This is a genomic window from Pseudanabaena sp. SR411, from assembly GCF_002251945.1.
In the GTDB taxonomy this organism is placed as follows: Bacteria; Cyanobacteriota; Cyanobacteriia; order Pseudanabaenales; family Pseudanabaenaceae; genus Pseudanabaena.
The window spans coordinates 67570-86272 of sequence record NZ_NDHW01000037.1 but is presented as its reverse complement, the minus strand read 5'-3'; the positions used below and the strand labels follow the sequence as shown (position 1 = coordinate 86272).

The 18703-nt window shown below is 44.3% G+C and carries 20 protein-coding genes; 17 read left to right on the top strand and 3 right to left on the bottom strand.

The features are described from left to right. Positions 1 to 31: 31 nt before the first annotated feature. From B9G53_RS02180 to B9G53_RS02170, 3 genes are all read left to right on the top strand, one after another. Positions 32 to 1501: a PAS domain-containing sensor histidine kinase gene (locus tag B9G53_RS02180; protein ID WP_094528679.1), complete on the top strand. Its 1470-nt coding sequence runs from the start codon at positions 32 to 34 to the stop codon at positions 1499 to 1501. A gap of 26 nt (positions 1502 to 1527) precedes the next feature. Beyond that, a complete protein-coding gene (locus B9G53_RS02175; protein WP_141211677.1) occupies positions 1528 to 1800 on the top strand; it encodes a hypothetical protein in 273 nt (90 codons plus the stop codon). A gap of 246 nt (positions 1801 to 2046) precedes the next feature. Then, the gene (locus B9G53_RS02170) at positions 2047 to 3285 is read left to right on the top strand and encodes a hypothetical protein (RefSeq protein WP_094528677.1); all 1239 of its coding nucleotides are present in this window, start codon (positions 2047 to 2049) and stop codon (positions 3283 to 3285) included. Between the two features lie 224 nt (positions 3286 to 3509). Here the strand turns inward: B9G53_RS02170 and B9G53_RS27090 are convergent, their stop codons facing one another. Then, on the bottom strand, positions 3510 to 3662 hold the full coding sequence (locus tag B9G53_RS27090; RefSeq protein WP_176453057.1) for a hypothetical protein: 153 nt from the start codon (positions 3660 to 3662) through the stop codon (positions 3510 to 3512). Positions 3663 to 3674: 12 nt separating this feature from the next. Between B9G53_RS27090 and B9G53_RS02165 the strand changes: the two genes are divergently transcribed. Together B9G53_RS02165 and B9G53_RS02160 are read left to right on the top strand one after the other, a co-directional pair. After that, complete coding sequence (locus B9G53_RS02165) at positions 3675 to 4085, top strand: hypothetical protein (protein WP_094528676.1); 411 nt, start codon at positions 3675 to 3677, stop codon at positions 4083 to 4085. Beyond that, complete coding sequence (locus tag B9G53_RS02160) at positions 4078 to 4509, top strand: HNH endonuclease (RefSeq protein ID WP_094528675.1); 432 nt, start codon at positions 4078 to 4080, stop codon at positions 4507 to 4509. Before B9G53_RS02165 ends, B9G53_RS02160 begins: the two co-directional genes overlap by 8 nt. A gap of 177 nt (positions 4510 to 4686) precedes the next feature. On the opposite strand, the gene B9G53_RS02155 is transcribed toward B9G53_RS02160, so the two are convergent. Both B9G53_RS02155 and clpS read right to left on the bottom strand, forming a co-directional pair. Next, the gene (locus B9G53_RS02155; RefSeq protein WP_094528674.1) at positions 4687 to 6093 is read right to left on the bottom strand and encodes an alkaline phosphatase family protein; all 1407 of its coding nucleotides are present in this window, start codon (positions 6091 to 6093) and stop codon (positions 4687 to 4689) included. Positions 6094 to 6289: 196 nt separating this feature from the next. Beyond that, positions 6290 to 6598 (bottom strand): ATP-dependent Clp protease adapter ClpS, encoded by a 309-nt coding sequence (clpS, locus tag B9G53_RS02150; protein ID WP_094528673.1) that lies wholly within the window; start codon positions 6596 to 6598, stop codon positions 6290 to 6292. Between the two features lie 213 nt (positions 6599 to 6811). Between clpS and B9G53_RS02145 the strand changes: the two genes are divergently transcribed. The 12 genes from B9G53_RS02145 to B9G53_RS02090 all read left to right on the top strand — a co-directional run bounded on the left by B9G53_RS02145 (position 6812) and on the right by B9G53_RS02090 (position 18667). Next, a complete protein-coding gene (locus B9G53_RS02145; RefSeq protein ID WP_094528672.1) occupies positions 6812 to 7813 on the top strand; it encodes an LdpA C-terminal domain-containing domain in 1002 nt (333 codons plus the stop codon). Positions 7814 to 7906: 93 nt separating this feature from the next. Further along, the gene (locus B9G53_RS02140) at positions 7907 to 9649 is read left to right on the top strand and encodes a R3H domain-containing nucleic acid-binding protein (RefSeq protein WP_094528671.1); all 1743 of its coding nucleotides are present in this window, start codon (positions 7907 to 7909) and stop codon (positions 9647 to 9649) included. Positions 9650 to 9878: 229 nt separating this feature from the next. Continuing rightward, positions 9879 to 10280 (top strand): hypothetical protein, encoded by a 402-nt coding sequence (locus tag B9G53_RS02135; RefSeq protein WP_176453056.1) that lies wholly within the window; start codon positions 9879 to 9881, stop codon positions 10278 to 10280. Positions 10281 to 10333: 53 nt separating this feature from the next. Next, the gene (locus B9G53_RS02130) at positions 10334 to 10579 is read left to right on the top strand and encodes a GAF domain-containing protein (protein ID WP_094528670.1); all 246 of its coding nucleotides are present in this window, start codon (positions 10334 to 10336) and stop codon (positions 10577 to 10579) included. 33 nt (positions 10580 to 10612) lie between these two features. Next, positions 10613 to 11677 carry a transposase gene (locus B9G53_RS02125; protein ID WP_094528669.1) on the top strand — a complete coding sequence of 355 codons (1065 nt, stop codon included), beginning with the start codon at positions 10613 to 10615 and terminating at the stop codon, positions 11675 to 11677. Positions 11678 to 11707: 30 nt separating this feature from the next. Continuing rightward, positions 11708 to 12856, top strand: coding sequence for a cell wall metabolism sensor histidine kinase WalK (locus B9G53_RS02120; protein WP_254923512.1), 1149 nt, complete (start codon positions 11708 to 11710; stop codon positions 12854 to 12856). 140 nt (positions 12857 to 12996) lie between these two features. Continuing rightward, entirely contained in the window at positions 12997 to 14859 is a 1863-nt protein-coding gene (gene ftsH / locus B9G53_RS02115; RefSeq protein ID WP_094528667.1) for an ATP-dependent zinc metalloprotease FtsH, read from the top strand. Between the two features lie 192 nt (positions 14860 to 15051). Next, positions 15052 to 16251 (top strand): ATP phosphoribosyltransferase regulatory subunit, encoded by a 1200-nt coding sequence (locus B9G53_RS02110; protein WP_094528666.1) that lies wholly within the window; start codon positions 15052 to 15054, stop codon positions 16249 to 16251. Positions 16252 to 16551: 300 nt separating this feature from the next. Further along, positions 16552 to 17055: a DNA recombination-mediator protein A gene (locus B9G53_RS02105; protein ID WP_094528665.1), complete on the top strand. Its 504-nt coding sequence runs from the start codon at positions 16552 to 16554 to the stop codon at positions 17053 to 17055. A gap of 58 nt (positions 17056 to 17113) precedes the next feature. Next, positions 17114 to 17662, top strand: a complete 549-nt coding sequence (locus B9G53_RS02100; protein WP_094528664.1) for a 3-isopropylmalate dehydratase — start codon at positions 17114 to 17116, stop codon at positions 17660 to 17662. A gap of 5 nt (positions 17663 to 17667) precedes the next feature. Then, positions 17668 to 18039, top strand: coding sequence for a 2Fe-2S iron-sulfur cluster-binding protein (locus B9G53_RS02095; protein ID WP_094528663.1), 372 nt, complete (start codon positions 17668 to 17670; stop codon positions 18037 to 18039). A gap of 46 nt (positions 18040 to 18085) precedes the next feature. Continuing rightward, positions 18086 to 18667: a thermonuclease family protein gene (locus B9G53_RS02090; protein ID WP_094528751.1), complete on the top strand. Its 582-nt coding sequence runs from the start codon at positions 18086 to 18088 to the stop codon at positions 18665 to 18667. Positions 18668 to 18703 lie beyond the last annotated feature (36 nt).

Sequence of the window (18703 nt, the reverse complement as noted above, 5' to 3'; positions counted from 1 at the left end):
CTTATATTCCGCAAAAAAGAACCTTTCTCCTATGCCCCGCACCCCTTTGAAAGTCCCCATAGCTGTCAAAGTAGTGGGAGTGTATCTCATTGTTGGATGTCTATGGATCTTCTTCTCAGACCAACTACTCAGTTACCTGACCTATCCTCCCGCTAACGTACTGACCCAACTCCAAACTCTAAAGGGTTGGTTTTACGTCTTGGCAACCGCAGGAATGCTTTATTGGCTCATTAATAGGGAAACGCGGGTTGCGCGAATTGCCACTATCAGACTTAAAAAGGCGCTTGAGGAACTACAGATTACTCAAAGGACATTGCAGGAACTTAATGCCCAATTAGAACAACGAGTCGCTGAGCGCACAGTGGAACTACAAACCCTCAGCGATCGCTTGGTGGAAACCCAAGAAGTTGCCCATATTGGCAGGTGGGAATTAGAAGCTGCCACCGAGGAAGTCTTTTGGTCTGATGAAATCTTTCGCATCTTTGGGTTCACACTCGGTCAACAAGAACCCGATTATGAAGAACTGCTAGAGCAACACTTTCCTCCTGAAGATAGACAAAGGCTCAATGAGTGTGTCAGGAGGGCATTAAAACAAGCAGAACCCTATGAGGTCGATCTCCAGATTATTCGCGTGGACGGTTCAAATGGATGGATATTAGCTAAGGGCAAACCTATTTTGAATGATCATCATCAGGTGGTGCGCTTAGTGGGAGTTGCTCTAGATATCACTGAACGGAAGGCGGTAGAGGTACAGCAACATCAACTGAGCCAGATGAAAGATGATTTTTTCAGCACAGTATCCCATGAATTACGCTCTCCCCTAGCCAGTATTAAAATGGCGATCGAGGTGGTTGAGATGATGGTTGAAGAGCTACTCCCTGTAGCGACTCCTGGCACAGATGATCACGCCAAACAACAACGTCTCCAAAAGTGTTTAGGGATTCTGAGTGAACAGTGTGACCAAGAGCTGGAACTCGTCAATAACCTGCTGGACTTACAGCGATTAGATGCAGAAAGAATTCAGGTAAGCATTGCCCCTATTCATGTGATTGAGTGGGTTTCCAATATTGCCGCAACCTTTGAAGACAGGATGGAGGAACGGCAGCAACACTTACAGGTGATTCTGCCCGATGAACTTCCACCCTTTAGTTCTGATATCAACATCTTGACTCGTATCTTCACGGAATTGATGACTAATGCCTGTAAGTACACCCCTCCTGAAGAAACGATTACGGTTAATGTTGGCTCATCAGAAGGGCATCTTCAATTACAGGTCAGCAATAGTGGGGTTCAGATTGCTCAAGACCAGTTAGACCGCATCTTTGAGAAGTTCTATCGAATCCCTCAGAGTGATCACTGGAAGCAGGGTGGAACTGGCTTAGGGTTAGCACTCATCAAGAAGCAGATAGAATATTTAGGGGGCATCCTATGGGTTGAAAGTGATGCGTTGGGCGTTCATTTTGTGGTCAGGCTGCCACTAGATAGGGCAGCCGGCAATTGAGTTGATAATTTGGGACAACTTTAGTGGTGTTGCAAAGGTTGCTAGCAGACGCTCAGCGAGAAAGTTATACCGAAGCGATAAGACCAATTTATCTATTTCCAGTCGAGATTGGGCAGTTAAAAATAGTTTGCTTCGATGATGTTGAGTCCAAAGAAGTTATCGGCGATCGCTTCGCCAATATTTCCCGAACTTCAGTTAACGGCTGCTCAAGTTTTACAAAATTGTTAATGGTCTATCACAGCGATCTCGAAACTATGGCACAAGCAATGCAGGAATGTTTAGCTTCGTTTGGTATTTAATGCGGATTGTGTTGTGCGATCGGGCTAGAAATTTTTTGGCTTTTGCTCTGTCGTGTTAACCAACATTTGTCTGGATAACTCACCTATAAGGGTGTTACCCAGACAAATATCGTATATTACGCAAAATGGCTGTGTTACCCAGAAAGTTTCTGTGTGATCATCACATTTAAGGTATTTATACAAAGAATTTCAGTATAATTACTATTTAGGCTAACCTTACTAAAATTAATCAATGAGGAAGAAAGAATGAGCATCGATGACTGCAATGCTGTCTTGGCTGGAGATTTATTCAATAAGTCAATTTCCTCAATAACACAAGAGCAAAACTATGTTAGCTCTCTTGCATTCTTCCATATGGGCGAGAGTGAAGCCTTTACAACATATCAGAATTGGGTATCGAAAAATGGTGGAGAAAGCCTTAATATTGGTGCCCGCTTCCCTTTTGAGGGATTTCCAGTTGGGATTGATATTGCTGGAAAGGGGAGTAGGGCTTTCACTACTTCAGAATTTAGGGAAGCATATAGCAAATGGAAGAACGAAACAAGTTTTTCAAGGCAAGATAATGAATCATTCTCATTTGCAAGCCATTTTGCAACTTTTGTAAGAGATCCCAACACTATTGAAGCCTGGCGAGTTTGTGTGGATCGAGTTTCTAGTAATCAACAAGCAAGTATTAATGGTTATGGCTTCAGAGATGAATCTGGCAATGCCTTTATCAGAATAAAGTGGAATCCTGGACCAATACTTATTCTCGACAAAGCCTTTCTAAATATTGATACTTTTGGTGAGACTTCAATTGGTGGTACTTTTCATAAAAACTTTCGGTTGTCTAACGGTGATTCTCTTTTTCCTGTGATAACAAATGAAGATACAAGCTTTACCGTTTTGGTAAATGTAACTATACGTGATGGAGATACTAATGAACAAAAGACTCAATTTTCTGCGGATATTGTAATTCCACGTAAGATTATTCCAGATAATTTCATTAATCTAAAACCTAACCTAGGATTAATAACCCTCTCGTTAATAACCCTCGAAACTCGTCGAGGTTTTTTCTTCAATTGTCATAACAGTGTTGGTAGTGTTCAAGCGATCGCAAACGCTAATTTCGATCCTGCTGTAAGTGATGAGATCTTTTCAATTGTTAAGCTTGGTGATGGCAGTAATAACCAAGATAAGAGTATTAACAGTGAAGATAAAGTACTTCTTCGAAGCCGTCGAGGTTTTTTCTTCAATTGTCATGACAGTGTTGGTAGTGTTCAAGGGATTGCAAACGCTAATTTCGATCCTGCTGTAAGTGATGAAATCTTTACAATTGTTAAGAACGGCGGTGGAATTATTAACAGTGGAGACAAAATTCTTTTTCGAAGCCGTCGAGGTTTTTTCTTCAATTGTCATGACAGTGTTGGTAGTGTCCAAGGGATCGCAAACGCTAATTTCGATCCTGCTGTAAGTGATGAAATCTTTACAATTGTTTTTAGATAATTATGTGAGGTTTTTTCATGGTTTTTAAGAAGTGCTGGATTCGATTGATGTTGCCTAACCATTCAGTGCAGCGGACGGGCGTTCTCTGTGATATTTTCGTGACATTCTTTGCCCGCCGCTGACATCAACCGTTATATCTAAACGAAATGCCCGTTAAATTTATCTGTTGCTAGCCAAGATTAGGCAAGTAAAAATGGCTGACTTCGTTGATGAGTTCCGGGAAGTTATCGGTGATCGCAAAGACAAATAATATTTAAGCGATCGCGCTTCAATACACTGGTAGCGATCGCCTTCAATTTTTGGATAGGCGATCGCATAGATAAATTAGCACTCTTGCTATAATGCTCAACAAGAATATGTAATCTACAACCTGTCAAAGGTCATCACTAATGGCTACAGTTCAGTTTAAATCAGAGATCAGCATAGAACTCGATCAACTACTTGCTGGAGTAGCCCAGCTAGACACCCCCGACTTAGAAAAACTACTCATTCAAGTTCGACAGGTACTTGCACATCGCAAAAATCCTAGTCTACCTACACTAGAAATCGAACTACTGCAAAAAATTAATCAAACCTTACCCGACGAATTACAACAGCAATACAACGACTTAAGCAAAAAAATGAGATCGGGAGTGATCACTTCTAACGAACATCAAGAACTGCTCAAACTTATCGACATTGTTGAACAAAATGATGGCGATCGCCTGCAATATCTGATCCAACTATCACAATTACGGAATATTTCCTTACCCGAACTGATGCAACAGTTAGATATTCATCCTCAACCAGTTCATGTCTAGACGATACATCACTGCCACAGAGGAGCGTCAAATCATAGAACGTGCTAATCGTCTATGTGAATATTGCCGTAGTTCTATGGACTATTCTGCACAACCATTTGTGATTGACCATATTATTCCGATTGCTGAAGGTGGAAAAACAGATTTAGAGAACTTAGCCTTCTCCTGTGGTGGATGCAACGGACACAAATATACAAAAATCCAAGCGCTAGATCCAGTCAGTAGAGAAGTTGTATCACTTTACAATCCAAGACAGCAAAATTGGCGAGATAATTTCGTTTGGAGCGATGATTTTCTTCAGGTGGTTGGACTAACTGCGATCGCAAGGGCTACTATAAACGCGCTTCAATTGAATCGATCTGGAGTTCTCAACATGCGAAGATTGCTCCTCATGGCAGGGCTACATCCACCTATTGACAAATAATCGTGACGATCTTTGCGATCACCTTCAATTTTTGGACATGAGATCGCATGGATAAATTAGCACTCTTGCTTTAATGCTCAACAAGAATATGTAATCCACTTTTAGAGAGAAATCTATCCATTCTTTAGCGTGCTAATTAGCAATAACAGCACAGAATAGATAGAGATTGCGATCAGCCTAAAATCGATAGGCTAAGAACGGAATCAGCATCTCAGCACGGGTCACCCCGCCATGAATACCCAAGAGCGTCGTTTGACAATCCTCTGGTTTCGTTTCTCCCACATGCTGAAAACAAGACCAGCCATTTTGGGGAATTAAAATCAAATCTCCTATGCGATCGCTCATTTCCTCAGTAGGTGGCTGCTCGGGTAATCCAAATAATCCAAGATGGATTGCTTTATCTTTTGGAATTGCTAAAAACCGATCTCTCAAATGAGTCTGAATATAGGTGATCGCTGATTCTTCTTGCCCCGATCTAACATGCAAAAATCGAGCTTGCGACTCACCCGTTGCGGTAACACACAGACATTTCGTTAACTCAGGATGGTGATTCAACCACAGCACTTTATCTGGATCGATCATCCGTTGTCCATGATCAGCGACCAGTAATAACACAATGTCTGATCGCCCTCGCAATGGCTCGAACAACTCCCGCTTCAACGCAAAATCTAACGTTGCGACCTCTGCTCGGTAACAATCACTGAGAGGCCCATACCGATGGGCTGCACTGTCTAAATTCGGAATATAGATGTGTGTAAAACTCTTGGTTTTCTCTTGAAGGCTTTTCTCTTGAAGGTTGAGCAATCGATTGCGAAGCTGAACAAATCCATCGCTCGCCGTCAGATAATCAACATACCCTTTTTTACCCGCTTGTGCGCCGCCTGTAGTGAATCGACTGACGCTAGTTCCTCGAAAGTTGCGCCAGTTGACAATCCCCACATCGACCCCAGCATCCTCCAAGGTCAAATATAAATTCGGGACGGGGACAAACGTGTCTGGATTAAGTTGTGAATCTGGATAGGGGGTCGATGTGGGGGATAAGCCTGGTGTCCACCGTAGAAAATTGACAATACTTCCCACTTCTCGGACATAGGCTCTTGTCCCCATGATGCCATGTTGGGCAGGAGCATGGGCAGTGGCGGCGCTGGTGAGAGCAGTGGCGGTGGTGCTGGGGAAAACCGAAGTCGCAGGCATGAAAAAAGCTTGGGGACTGCCGCAGGCGATCGCTAGTCCAGGGGCATCACCGTCTGCCATTACCGTTTGGAGTTGATCGTAACCAAAGGCATCCATGATTAATAGAACCACGTGGTTGATGTCATCCTGCTGTTGCCAAGACTTCCACGCCTCGGTCACGGCTGGATTCTCCAACAGTGATGGATTGAATGGCGGCAACGTAGCGATGGAAGCTGGCATCTTATCGATCCCCAACCAATGCATCGCTAAGGCAGGCACATTCGCCAGTCCCAAGCCATCATAGCTAGGACAGACCGTTTCTGCTTCTAACAATTCAGGTGGCAGCGATTGTCTTTCGAGCAAGGCGTTTTCAGCAATGGAGGTCACATTGGGAAACGAAGAATTTGCCATGGATATTTTTGAATGGATTCACCATATTGACCATTGTAGCGTGATCGTCTCCTCCCTTAATCTTCATGCCCGCTAAAGTTGTCTGTTTCTATCCGAGATTGTGCCATCAGAAATAGTTCGCTTCGTCATTGAGTTTAGAGAAGTTATTGGCGATCGCTTTCAGGATACATCCCAACTCAAAGAAAAATAATTGCCTTTACTCAGCTTCTAGAGGAGCCATCGTTAAGCCCGCTTGCTTCAGTTGAGCGTGATAAAGCTCAGCTTGCTCCATTGGTCCCACCCAAACGATCGCTAAGCCTTCAAAATGTACTTGATTGGTCAACTCCCAAGCCATTTCCTCAGTCATATTTGGAATATACTTCATCAGGCATTCAGAAACATGCTCAAAGGTATTGAAATCATCGTTTAACACAATGACCTTATATTTCGGGTAAGGCTTGCGTACTACCTCTTTGACAGTATCTTTGACTTTTTCAGGGGTTTGAACAGCAGCAAAAATAGCCATAATCTCAACTCACGCTTTATATATTGCATTATCGCAAAAATCGATCATAGTTGTGCATATAGAACGCAACCCAGAAGATGAAGGCAGCGCAAAGCGCTGCCTTCATCTTCTGGGTTGCGAAAAGCAAAGCCCGATCGCGGTTACAATCGAAAATATCCCCAACTACGAGGTTTTTCAGCGTGCTAATGACCTTGAGTAAATAGCACTGAAACTATGGAACTTGAAGCTCTCCGATCGCACCAGTGGTTTAAGCTCATTTGTGGTGCGAGTTATCAACATTTACCCTCAATTCGCCATCTGGCGCTAATTTATACATTGGCTGGCGCTGATTGCATTGATATGGCTCCCGATCCTGCCACGATCGCCGCCGCAAGGGAAGGCATCGCCGCCGCACTAGAGCTAGACACAAAGGCGATCGCCCCTTTAGTGATGGTTAGCTTTAATGATGGCGAAGACCCCCATTTTCGGAAAGCTTTTTTCGATCCTCAGCTTTGTCCTAGCGATTGCAGCCGACCTTGCGAAAAAGTATGCCCCACCACTGCAATAAAGTTTAGTAATGATTACAATGGGATCATGCCAAATCTTTGTTATGGGTGCGGTCGTTGCTTGCCGCTATGTCCAGTGCAGATTATTCATACCCGCGAACAGGTTTATGTCCCTGAAGATATTTTTGATGAAGTACTTAACCAGTCGGTTAATGCGATCGAAATTCATACGCAGCCCAATCGCACTAAAGAATTTGCCGCATTTTGGCAGCGCTTGAGTCCGATTATCCCTAAGCTCAAGTTAGTAGCTGTAAGCTTCCCAGATTGCGAAGATTTGCAGAATTATCTGATGTCGTTGCTCGAAGGGATGAATCCCCAACCGCGATCGCTGATCTGGCAGACCGATGGCAGACCGATGAGCGGCGATATTGGTGACGGTGCAACCCGTGCGGCGCTGCAACTTGGGCAGAAGGTTCTGGATTTTAAATTACCTCTGGGCTTTGTGCAACTGGCTGGTGGTACAAATGCAAGTACTGTCCCCAAACTGCGCCAAGCAAACATCCCCGTGGCTGGTGTTGCCTATGGCAGCTATGCTCGTAAAATCGTGATTGATTTTCTGGAAGGGCTGGGAGAAGACATACCCGATCGCCTTGAAGATCGTCCTTGTTTGCTCTGGCAAGCTGTGGCGATCGCCCGTCAACTCGTTTCCCAAATCAAAAACCCAGCCTAAAAACTTTTGCTTTGCAAAAGTTTTTAGGCTGGGTTTGACTTCAGCGCTTAGCGCTGCAAAATCAAACCTAACTGTAAAACCTGAAAAAGCCTAATGGACTCCATCCGCAAGCAAGTTACAGACAACCTCGATCAACTTCTGGATATTTTGCCACCACGCATCAAAAGCAGTCTCGAACTATGCGGCGGGTTAGAACAACTTGTCGAAATTGTGATGGATTTAGGCAGGTTGCCAGAAGCGCGTTATTTTGACAGTACTAAATATTTAACTGATGACCCGATTACTAAAGAAGATTTAGCGCTCTGTGTGCATCAAGTCGGTGAATTTGGCGGCGATAATCGTGCAGGTATCGAGCGCACTCTGCACCGTATCAGTGCCATCCGCAACCGCAAGGGTGAAATCATCGGGTTAACCTGTCGCGTCGGTCGGGCTGTCTATGGCACGATCGCTATGATTCGCGACTTAGTGGAAACAGGCAAATCGATTTTATTGCTAGGTAAACCAGGGATGGGCAAAACCACAGCCCTGCGCGAGATTGCCCGTGTGCTTGCCGATGACCTGAATAAGCGGGTGGTGATTATTGACTCCTCCAATGAAATCGCTGGCGATGGCGACATTCCCCACCCTGCGATCGGTCGGGCGCGGCGGATGCAAGTCTCACAGCCTGAATTGCAGCATCAAGTGATGATCGAGGCAGTGGAAAATCATATGCCTGAAGTGATCGTCATCGATGAAATTGGTACGGAACTAGAAGCTTTGGCGGCGAGAACGATCGCTGAGCGTGGTGTGCAACTTGTCGGTACAGCGCATGGTAATCAACTTGCCAATTTAATTAAAAATCCTACTCTTTCAGACTTAATTGGCGGTATTCAGTCTGTCACCCTTGGTGATGAAGAAATGCGGCGGCGCGGCTTACCCCAAAAGAGCATTCTTGAACGTAAAGCGCAACCGACCTTTGATATTGCGGTGGAAATGTGGGAGCGTTACCGTTGGGCTGTCCATGCAGATGTTGCGGGAACCATTGATATGCTCCTGCGCGATCGCGATCCTGGTCGTCAAATTCGCTCCGTCAGCGACGAGGGTGAAGTTACCACCGCCGAGGAAAAGCCCAAAAATCCTGAAGTAATGCGAAATCCTGCCGTCAAAGGTTGGCGAGCCACAGGTAAACTCAAGCCGATTCCCCTTGATCCACAGGTGCAAATGCGTTCTGAAATTGCTGATTTGACTAGCAAGATTAGTAATACTGCTGTAGCAGAATTAAACGATGCTAGCGAAGAAGAGGAAGAGGAATTTGGCGATCTTTCTTCCTATGGGGCGATGCGAGAGCGTTTTGGTACGTTGAATGTTTATCTCTATGGAGTCAGCCGCCATCAAACTGAGCAGGTGGTGCAATCGATTAATTTACCGATTGAAATCACCAAGGATCTTGATGAGGCAGATATTGTGTTGGCGCTGCGATCGCAGATTCGCACCAGTTCCAAAGTGCGCCAAGTTGCTGAAGCACGTCAGATTCCCATTCATGCGATCAAAACTAGCACCCTCCCCCAAATCACTCGCGCTCTGCGGAGGATTTTACACATTGATGAAAGTCCTGCGGATACGATTAGCGACTTGAATATGTTTGCCTATGGTGACTCTGAGGATGAAATCGAAGCTCTCGAAGAAACTCGTCTCGCCGTGGAGCAGATTGTGATTCCTAAAGGTCAACCAGTGGAGTTATTACCGCGTTCATCAATTATTCGGCGGATGCAGCATGAATTAGTGGAGCATTACCAACTGCGATCGGAGAGCTACGGTTCTGAACCAAATCGACGTTTACGCATTTTCCCTAATTAGTAATCACAAGTAGCCAAGAACTTGAGTTCTTGGCTAAAAGCTAAAGTCATCTAAGATATGACTCAATTAAGTCAACTTGTTGCAACGGGTTTTAGCTTTCAGTCTGCACTTGAGTGCAGGGCATTCTGATAATTAATTTGACTGTTGAAAATGGCTGAACGCAAGCGTTCTAATCTTCGCCAAGCAAATCAGCCACTTGTCGGTAAGACTCCTCTCGCTGCTCCAAATCATGAGCAAGATGTGTTGTGGAGACAAAGGCAAATGGGTGAAGTTGTTTGCAGAAGTTACGCTGAAAATTCGCCAATCGTTGCAGTTTAAGGAGATTTTACGAGCTCCCATCACGGAAGTACAGCGCATCTTACGAGCCGATCGCGTGCTGATTTACCAAGTTTTACCTGATGGGACAGGACGAGCCATTAGTGAATCAGTGCTACCTGATTACCCAGCTCTCCTCGATTTGGCGTTTCCCGAAGAAGTTTTTCCTACGGAATATCAAGGGCTTTATGCTAAGGGACGGGTGAGGGCGATCGCTGATGTGCATGATCCTAAAGCAGGATTATCGGAATGTCTAATTGAGTTTGTTAATCAGTTCAACATCAAAGCCAAGTTATACCAATTCACAAAAGTATGACGACACTTTTGTGAATTAAAAACCAAACTCAGTCAGGGTTTTAAAAGAACAAAATGGCTACGCCATTTTGTTCTTTGGTATTAATTGTCCCGATTCTCCAAAATCTCAATTCCCATCAACAAAATGAGGCTGTTGCACCTAATCAGTTATGGGGTTTAGTGATTGCTCATCATTGCGATCGCCCTCATCATTGGGTTGATTTTGAGCTTGAGCTAATGCAACAACTCGCTGATCAGATCAGCATTGCTTTAGCTCAAGCTCAATTAAGACTGATGTTACGTGGAAGGAAAGCAGAGTAGAGTAAAGATAGGCTCAAAAAGAGGCTAAAAGGTATGGACAGAAAGTTCTTAGACCTATACTCAGATTACCTAATCAGTAGTTTCGGAAAGGTGACCGCAACAGGACTATCAGAATTACTAGACGGGGAACTAAGCCATGACCAAATTACCAGTCGGTTAAGGCAAATTACAGGAGGATCACCAGAGTTATGGTATCTTGTCAAACCGACAATCCGCAAGCATGAAAGCGAAGAGGGAGTACTGATATTTGATGACACCCTAGAGCCAAAACCTTATAGTGATGAAAATACGATAGTAGGGTGGTACTTTGACCATAGTAGTAACCGTAGTGTCAAAGGCATAAATATCCTCAACTGTATTTATCACAACGAAGCTATCAGCTTACCTGTCGCCTTTGAAATTGTCCAAAAACTGCAAGAGGTAACCGACACAAAAACAGGTAAAACAAAATTCGTATCTGAGGAAAGCAAAAATGAGATGATGCGAAACATGCTCCATGTCTGCTGTCAGAATCGACTAAAGTTCAGTTATGTATTGGCCGATAGTTGGTTCAGCAGCAAAGAAAATATGCAATACATTAAGCTCCGAGTCAAAAAAGACTTCATCATTGCTCTTAAAGGCAATCGTTTGGTTGCATTATCTCCAGACGATAAATGTCAGGGACTTTTCGTTAATCTTGAGTCAATTGAGTTAAACCCAGATTCCTGTTGCAAGGTGTTTTTAAAGGGACTTGATTTTCCTGTCTCGATCACCAAGCAAGTTTTTAGAAACAAAGATCAATCCACAGGGATTTTGTATTTAGCTTGCAGTAATCTCGACTTAACTGCAACTGACATCAACACAATCTATCAAAAACGATGGAAAGTCGAAGAATTTCACAAGTCTTTGAAATCTAATCTCGCTCTTGCTAAGTCTCCTACAGGGATTGCTCATACTCAGAAAAATCACATCTTTGCTTGCTTTTTGGCTTTTGTTAAGTTAGAGCGCCTTCGTATCAATACGAAACTCAATCATTGTGCTCTCAAGGCTAAACTCTACTTCAATGCTATTAGGGCTAGTTTCTCTCTTCTTCAAAAACTGACTGTTCCTTCCACGTAACATCAGTTATTAGAACATCTTGAAGAAATTGTGGAAGTACGCACTGCGGAGTTACAAGAAGTCAATCGCAGTCTTCAGCAAGAAATCAATGATCGGATGTTGGCGGAAACAGCGCTACGTCGTAGTGAGGAACAGTTGCGACTAATCACCAATGCGTTACCAGTTCTGATTGCCTATGTCGATGAACATCAGTACTATCGCTTTAACAACAAAGCCTATGAAGATTGGCTAGGAAAGTCACCAGACAATATTTATGGCAGCAATATTGAAACCGTTTGGGGGGCTGAATGTTATGCACGAATGCAAATCTATGTGAAGTTAGTGCTAAGAGGACAAGCAGTTACCTACGAAAATGAAATTACCTTAAAGAATGGACTACCTTGCTCGGTGAATGTTACCTATATTCCTCACCTTGATGAACACAAAAATGTGATTGGGTTCTTTGCGTTGACCAGTGATATCAGCGATCGCTTTGCGATCGAACGCATGAAAGATGAATTTATCGCTGTGGTCAGTCATGAATTACGCACACCCTTAACATCTATGCATAGTGCTTTAAAAATTTTGGCAACTGGGCGCTTAGGTAACTTGTCTAGAGATGGTAAGCAAATGCTAGAGATCGCTTATGATAATACCGAACGATTGCTACGCTTAGTTAATAATGTCCTTGATTTGCAGCGGATTGAGGCAGGGGAAGTCCAAATGGAAAAGCAGGTCTGTAATGCTGCGGCTTTAATGATTAAAGCAACGGAATCTATGCAACCCATGGCTCAACAGCAGGGGGTAATCTTGGCAGCTAAGCCAATCGACATCGATATTTTAGTTGATTCTGATTACATTGTTCAAGCTCTCACAAACCTCCTCAGTAATGCGATCAAATTCTCGTCAACCGACGGGACTGTTTGGTTAACTGCTGAGCGTAAATCTGATACCGAAGTACTATTTTCAGTTCAAGATGAAGGGCAAGGAATTCCATCGGATAAATTAGAAAGTATTTTTGAGAGATTCCAGCAAATGGATTCATCAGATTCAAGACGGAAGGGTGGGACAGGACTTGGACTAACCATCTGCCGCAAAATCATCGAACAACATGAGGGTAAAATTTGGGCTGAAAGTATTCTCGGTAAAGGCAGTACATTTTCGTTTACTTTACCTTTATTACTGCCTTCCCCAGAATAAGCAAAAGGCAGCGCGATCGCGCTGCCTTTTGCTTATTCTCTTCCTAGCGACACAGGCGGCTATCCCTACGTTTGCTGTCTAGCGTCAAGAAACCATCATTTCTATAATGACTTTAGAAACAAATCGTAAAATATAAAAAAATGGCTGTCAAAAAAGAAGATCCCAAGCGATCGCGTGCAAGACTAATTGGCAATGTCCTATTGCTGATCGGCGCAGGATTGCTCATAATAAACATCTTTTTACCAAACTTATTTGCGCCGCCCATGGCGCGTGTTCCCTATAGCCTCTTCGTCCATGAAATTGAAGAAGGCAATGTAGCAAGGGTATATATCGGACAGGATCAGATCACCTATCAATTAAAGGGTGTCACTCCTGAAATCCCTGGAGATGTAATTTCGACTACCCCAATTTTTGACTTGAATTTGCCAGAGCGCCTCGAAAAGAGTGGGGTCGAATTTGCAGCCGCACCTGTTCAGAAATCAGGCTGGTTCGGTACGTTACTTAGCTGGGTCATTCCCCCCTTGATTTTTGTTGGTATCTTCCAACTGTTCAGCCGTAACGGTGGCGGTGGTGCTCCTGGTGGCTTGCAGATTGGCAAAAGCAAGGCAAAAGTCTATGTCGAAGGTGAAGCAACTAAAACCATGTTTGGCGATGTCGCGGGTGTCGATGAAGCCAAACAAGAACTTCAAGAAATTGTACAGTTCCTTAAAACTCCTGAGAAGTACACCAAGATCGGCGCAAAGATTCCTAAAGGCGTATTGCTAGTTGGACCTCCTGGAACGGGTAAAACTCTGCTTGCAAAAGCTGTTGCTGGTGAAGCAGGTGTTCCCTTCTTCAGTATCTCTGGTTCCGAATTTGTGGAACTCTTTGTCGGTGTTGGTTCTTCACGAGTACGTGATTTGTTTGAACAAGCCAAGAAACAATCGCCATGTATCATCTTTATCGATGAACTTGATGCGATCGGTAAGGCACGTTCCAGCGGCGGCATGTACGGCGGAAATGACGAACGCGAACAAACTCTCAATCAATTGCTCACGGAAATGGATGGTTTCGGCGTTGATGGAACAACAGTGATTGTTCTTGCGGCAACTAACCGACCTGAAACCCTTGACCAAGCATTGTTACGTCCAGGTCGTTTCGATCGCCAAGTCTTAGTCGATCGCCCTGACAAGAGTGGACGATTAGCAATTCTCAAAATCCATGCTGTTAAAGTTACTCTCGATAAGAGTGTTGACCTAGAGACGATCGCTACTCGCACTTCAGGTTTTGCAGGTGCGGATCTTGCTAACCTTGTTAATGAAGCAGCCCTTCTTGCGGCTCGTGCGGGACGTGAAACTGTGTTACTGGAAGACTTTGCTGAAGCCGTCGAACGTGTAGTCGCTGGTCTAGAAAAGAAGAGCCGTGTTCTTAATGAGAACGAAAAGCGGATCGTTGCCTATCATGAAGTTGGTCATGCCCTAGTCGGAGCGCTTAACTCCAGTAGCGGAAAAGTCGAGAAAATCTCAATCGTGCCTCGCGGTATGGCGGCTCTCGGCTATACCTTGCAACTCCCAACGGAAGATCGCTTCCTGTTAAGTAAAGAAGAAATTGAAGCTCAAATTGCGACCCTTCTCGGTGGGCGATCGGCAGAAGAAATCATTTTCGGTAGCATTACTACAGGCGCATCGAATGATCTCCAAAGGGCTACCGATCTCGCGGATAAGATGGTGACTAGCTACGGTATGAGCGAAGTTTTAGGTCCACTTGCTTACCAAAAGCAACAAAATCAATTCCTTGGTGGAATGGAGATGGCTCGCAATGTCAGCCCTGCTACTTCGGAAGCGATCGACAAGGAAATCAAAACCATCGTCGAAAATGCCCATGCGAAGGCGCTAGCGATTCTCAATGCGAATCGTGATTTGCTAGAGTCGATCTCTGAGAAGCTTTTAGAAACAGAAGTCATCGAGGGTGAATTCCTGACTGGTTTACTAGCTCAAGTCAAACCTGCTGAAGTTAACGTATAACAATCTCAACCCAATAAAAAAGCCGTACAAAGCACGGCTTTTTTATTGGCTGTCCAAGAATTAGGGGTGCGGCGCTTTGCGCCGCACCCCTAATTCTTGGAATGGCTAGCCATTTTGTGTTTTGTAAAAGGCGATTGCCTAATATCGGTAAGGATTCACGGTACGATAAAAGACGAAGACTGAGAGAATTGTATGGTGCATCAACTGCCAACTGGCGCAAAAGACTTACTTCCCCTAGACGTTGCTCAAAAGAGTTGGATCGAGAGCCGCATTCAACAAGTTTTTCAGTCGTGGGGCTATCAACGCATCATTACTCCTACTGTCGAACATCTGCGATCGCTGACCGCAGGTGGAGCCGTTGATCCCAAATCGGTGATTCAACTGCATAGCAGCAGCATTGATATTTTAGGATTACGCCCCGAATTTACCGCCTCGATCGCCAGAGCCTATGCCGCTCGTCTGGGGCAGAATGTGGCAACCTGTCCGCAGCGACTCTATTACAACGCCAATGTATTTCGGCGCAGAGCCAATAACACTTCTGAAGAATCCTTTCAGGCTGGCGTAGAACTATTGGGGGCTTCGGGATTGCTTGCGGATGGTGAAATCTTGATGCTTTTAGCCGAGAGCCTTGATCGCCTAGAACTGCCAGACTGGAAAATTATTCTCGGTGATGCCAGACTGACGGGTGCATTGCTAGACTTACTGCCAGAGCAATATCGCGCCAGAGTACGGCAATGTCTAGCCAGTCTTGATCGCATTGCGCTGCAAGAGATGGACTTACCTGTTGATGTCAAGGGCTATGCCCTCGAATTGATTGACCTGCGCGGTAAGCCCAAGGATGTTTTGAGTCGCTTGTCGGGTAGTACATGGACTTCTGGATTAACAGGCGAAATTAATTACCTCAAATCATTAATTGATCTTTGGGAAAGTACGGGGCTAACTTCAAGCGATCGCCTAATTCTTGATCTTAGCTTCATGCAAACCTTTGACTATTACACAGGGATCGTTTTTGAAGTCGCTTGTAATAACTATGTGGTTGCTCAGGGTGGACGCTATGATCACCTGCTTGGGGTTTACCATCCCCAAAATGTCAGCTATCCCAGCATTGGCTTTTGCCTTAATCTTGAGGATTTACAGCAAGCTCTACAGTCGCAGTTACCTCAGGCTCTTGCCTCCTCTAACTGCCTAGTAGTTGCTAAAACTGCCGATGCAATGCAAGCAGCCTTTGCCCATGCGGCACTTTTACGACAAGATCCCAATATTGAAGCGATCGAGCTAGAGCTAGAATTTCGGGCGGAGGATGCTGTTCGTGACCATGCGCGATCGCGTGGCATTTCTCAGATTGAATGGGTCAGTGGTGATGGAGAAATTCACTTAGAAGCCATCATTTAAAGCATAGAGGGACTGTTGATTATTCTCTCTATGCTTCTGCGTTAGTCAATTATCCCAATCCATAAAAATGTGACGACACTTTTATGGATTGAGAACCAAGCCCATCAAGGGTTTTAAAAGCACAAAATAGCGTAGCCATTTTGTGCTTTTGTGTTACAGCATTAGGGAGTGAAAATAATATTAAACTACATCTATATTTCAGGACATGCATATCTTGATTAACTCTATAGTTTGCTTCTCTAGGGTTAAGTGATATTGTGTAAGTATTCGTTCAGTAAGTAGTAATCGAGAGGGATTTGTTTGACTCAGTCAATTAATCTACCCAAGCTAGACGACTTTTTGCAAGAGCTGGCCACGATACAGCAGCAAGGCTCAAAGCGAATTGCGTTTTTAGGCTCCCGCCATGTGCCATTAACTCACCAACTGCTGATCGAACTGCTCAGCTATGCCTTGGCTCTATCTGGCAACAGTATTATTACCTCTGGTGCAACAGGTACAAATTTTGCTGCGATTCGGGGAGCTTTGCGGGCTGACCCCAATTTGTTGACCGTAATTTTGCCTCAAAGTCTCGATAGACAGCCCTATGAATCTCGCGAACAGCTAGAAAATGTGATTCATTTAATTGAGCATGGTGAGAATGACACCCTATCCTTGGCTGAAGCAAGTATCCGATGCAACCAAGAAATTATTTCTAAGTGTCAGCAACTGATTTGCTTTGCGTTTCATGGCAGCGAGACTTTATTACAAACTTGTCAGGATGCTGAAGAGCAACGCAAGGTTGTCACACTGTTTTATTTTGATTAAATAACAGAAAGAGCGCTTAGCGCTCTTTCTGTTTGTAAGTAGTTTATAAGTAAAAATTATGAGTAAGACTATCAAGGGGAAAGTGTTTGTATTGGATGACAATATCGATACTGACCAAATTATTCCTGCGGAATATCTCACACTTGTACCATCTAAGCCCGATGAGTACGAGAAGTTAGGAAGCTATGCGATGATTGGACTCCCCGATCGCTACGATCGCTTTATTGCTGAAGGTGAGAGCAAGACTGTATATTCGATTATTGTCGCAGGGGAAAACTTTGGTTGCGGATCTTCGCGAGAACATGCACCAATCGCTCTTGGTGCGGCGGGATTAGATGCGGTAGTTGCTCAGTCCTATGCCAGAATTTTCTTCCGTAACTGTACAGCGACGGGTGAGCTATATCCTTGGGAGTCCGTTGAGCGGTTGGTCGATCTCTTTAAGACTGGTGAAGAAGCGACGATTGATTTTGATAATAATGTCATTATTAATGAGACCACTGGCCAAACCTTTGTGTTGAAATCCCTTGGCGATGTGCGCCCTGTCATTGATGCTGGTGGTTTATTTGATTATGCTCGGCAAACGGGCATGATTCCTACTCGCGTGTAAAAACTATGTCCTATCACATTCGCATTCACGATCGCCAAAACGATAAGCTCTATGAAGCTGATATCGAAGGCGATCGCTATATTCTTGACTCTTTAGAAGATCAAGGTATTAAACTCCCTTTTTCCTGTTTGAATGGTGCTTGTACAGCTTGCGCGATGCGGGTCAAATCAGGGAAAATCGACCAGCATGAAGTGATTGGTTTATCCAAGACATTGCAGGATGAGGGGTATGCACTAATTTGTTCGGGTTACGCACAGTCAGACTTAGACTTAGAAACCCAAGATGAAGATGAGGTCTATCGGCTCCAGTTTGGTAACTTTTTTGCCAAACGCAAACGCCACTGGTTTCAGTTTGGTATTCCGATCGATCATGACTAAATTACATAAAGGGCGCTTTGCGCCCTTTATGCTTTGAATTATGCCTATGAACTCTAAAACAGGGAAAAGAGACACGATCGCCCAATCATCACCGCGTTTATTGATTTGGGTTGTGCTGTTAGTTGCTTTTTTGACGATCTCCAATATAGCGATCGCCTTTATGCAACCCAAGGAACAGATCAATGGCGAAATCTGGATTATCAATCGAGTTGTCAGTGGTCAGACAGTTGAGGCAACAGTTGTGAGTAATCCAAATATGACTGTGCAGCGCGTGCGATTACTTGGTATCAGTGCGCCACTTAAGGAGCAATCTCCTTGGGGCGATCGCGCTCGTCAGAGTCTGTCAGATTTAATTAAAGAGCAGAAAGTAATTTTAGAGTTTGATGTCAAGCAAAAAGATAACTCTGATCGCCTGCTTGCCTATATTTGGAAAGATAATCTTTTAGTAAATCAATATTTAGTGGCTGAAGGGCTAGCGATCGCTGATTCCTATTCGCCTAATGTCAAGTATGACGCAAGGATCAGCCGCGCCCAATCTAAAGCAAGATTGCAAGAGCTAGGAATTTGGGACACTCAAAATCCATTACGCCTTAGTCCTAGAGACTTTCGCCGCCAATTAAGTAATTAAAAGGCGGTGCGAAGCGCCGCCTTTTAATTACTGGAA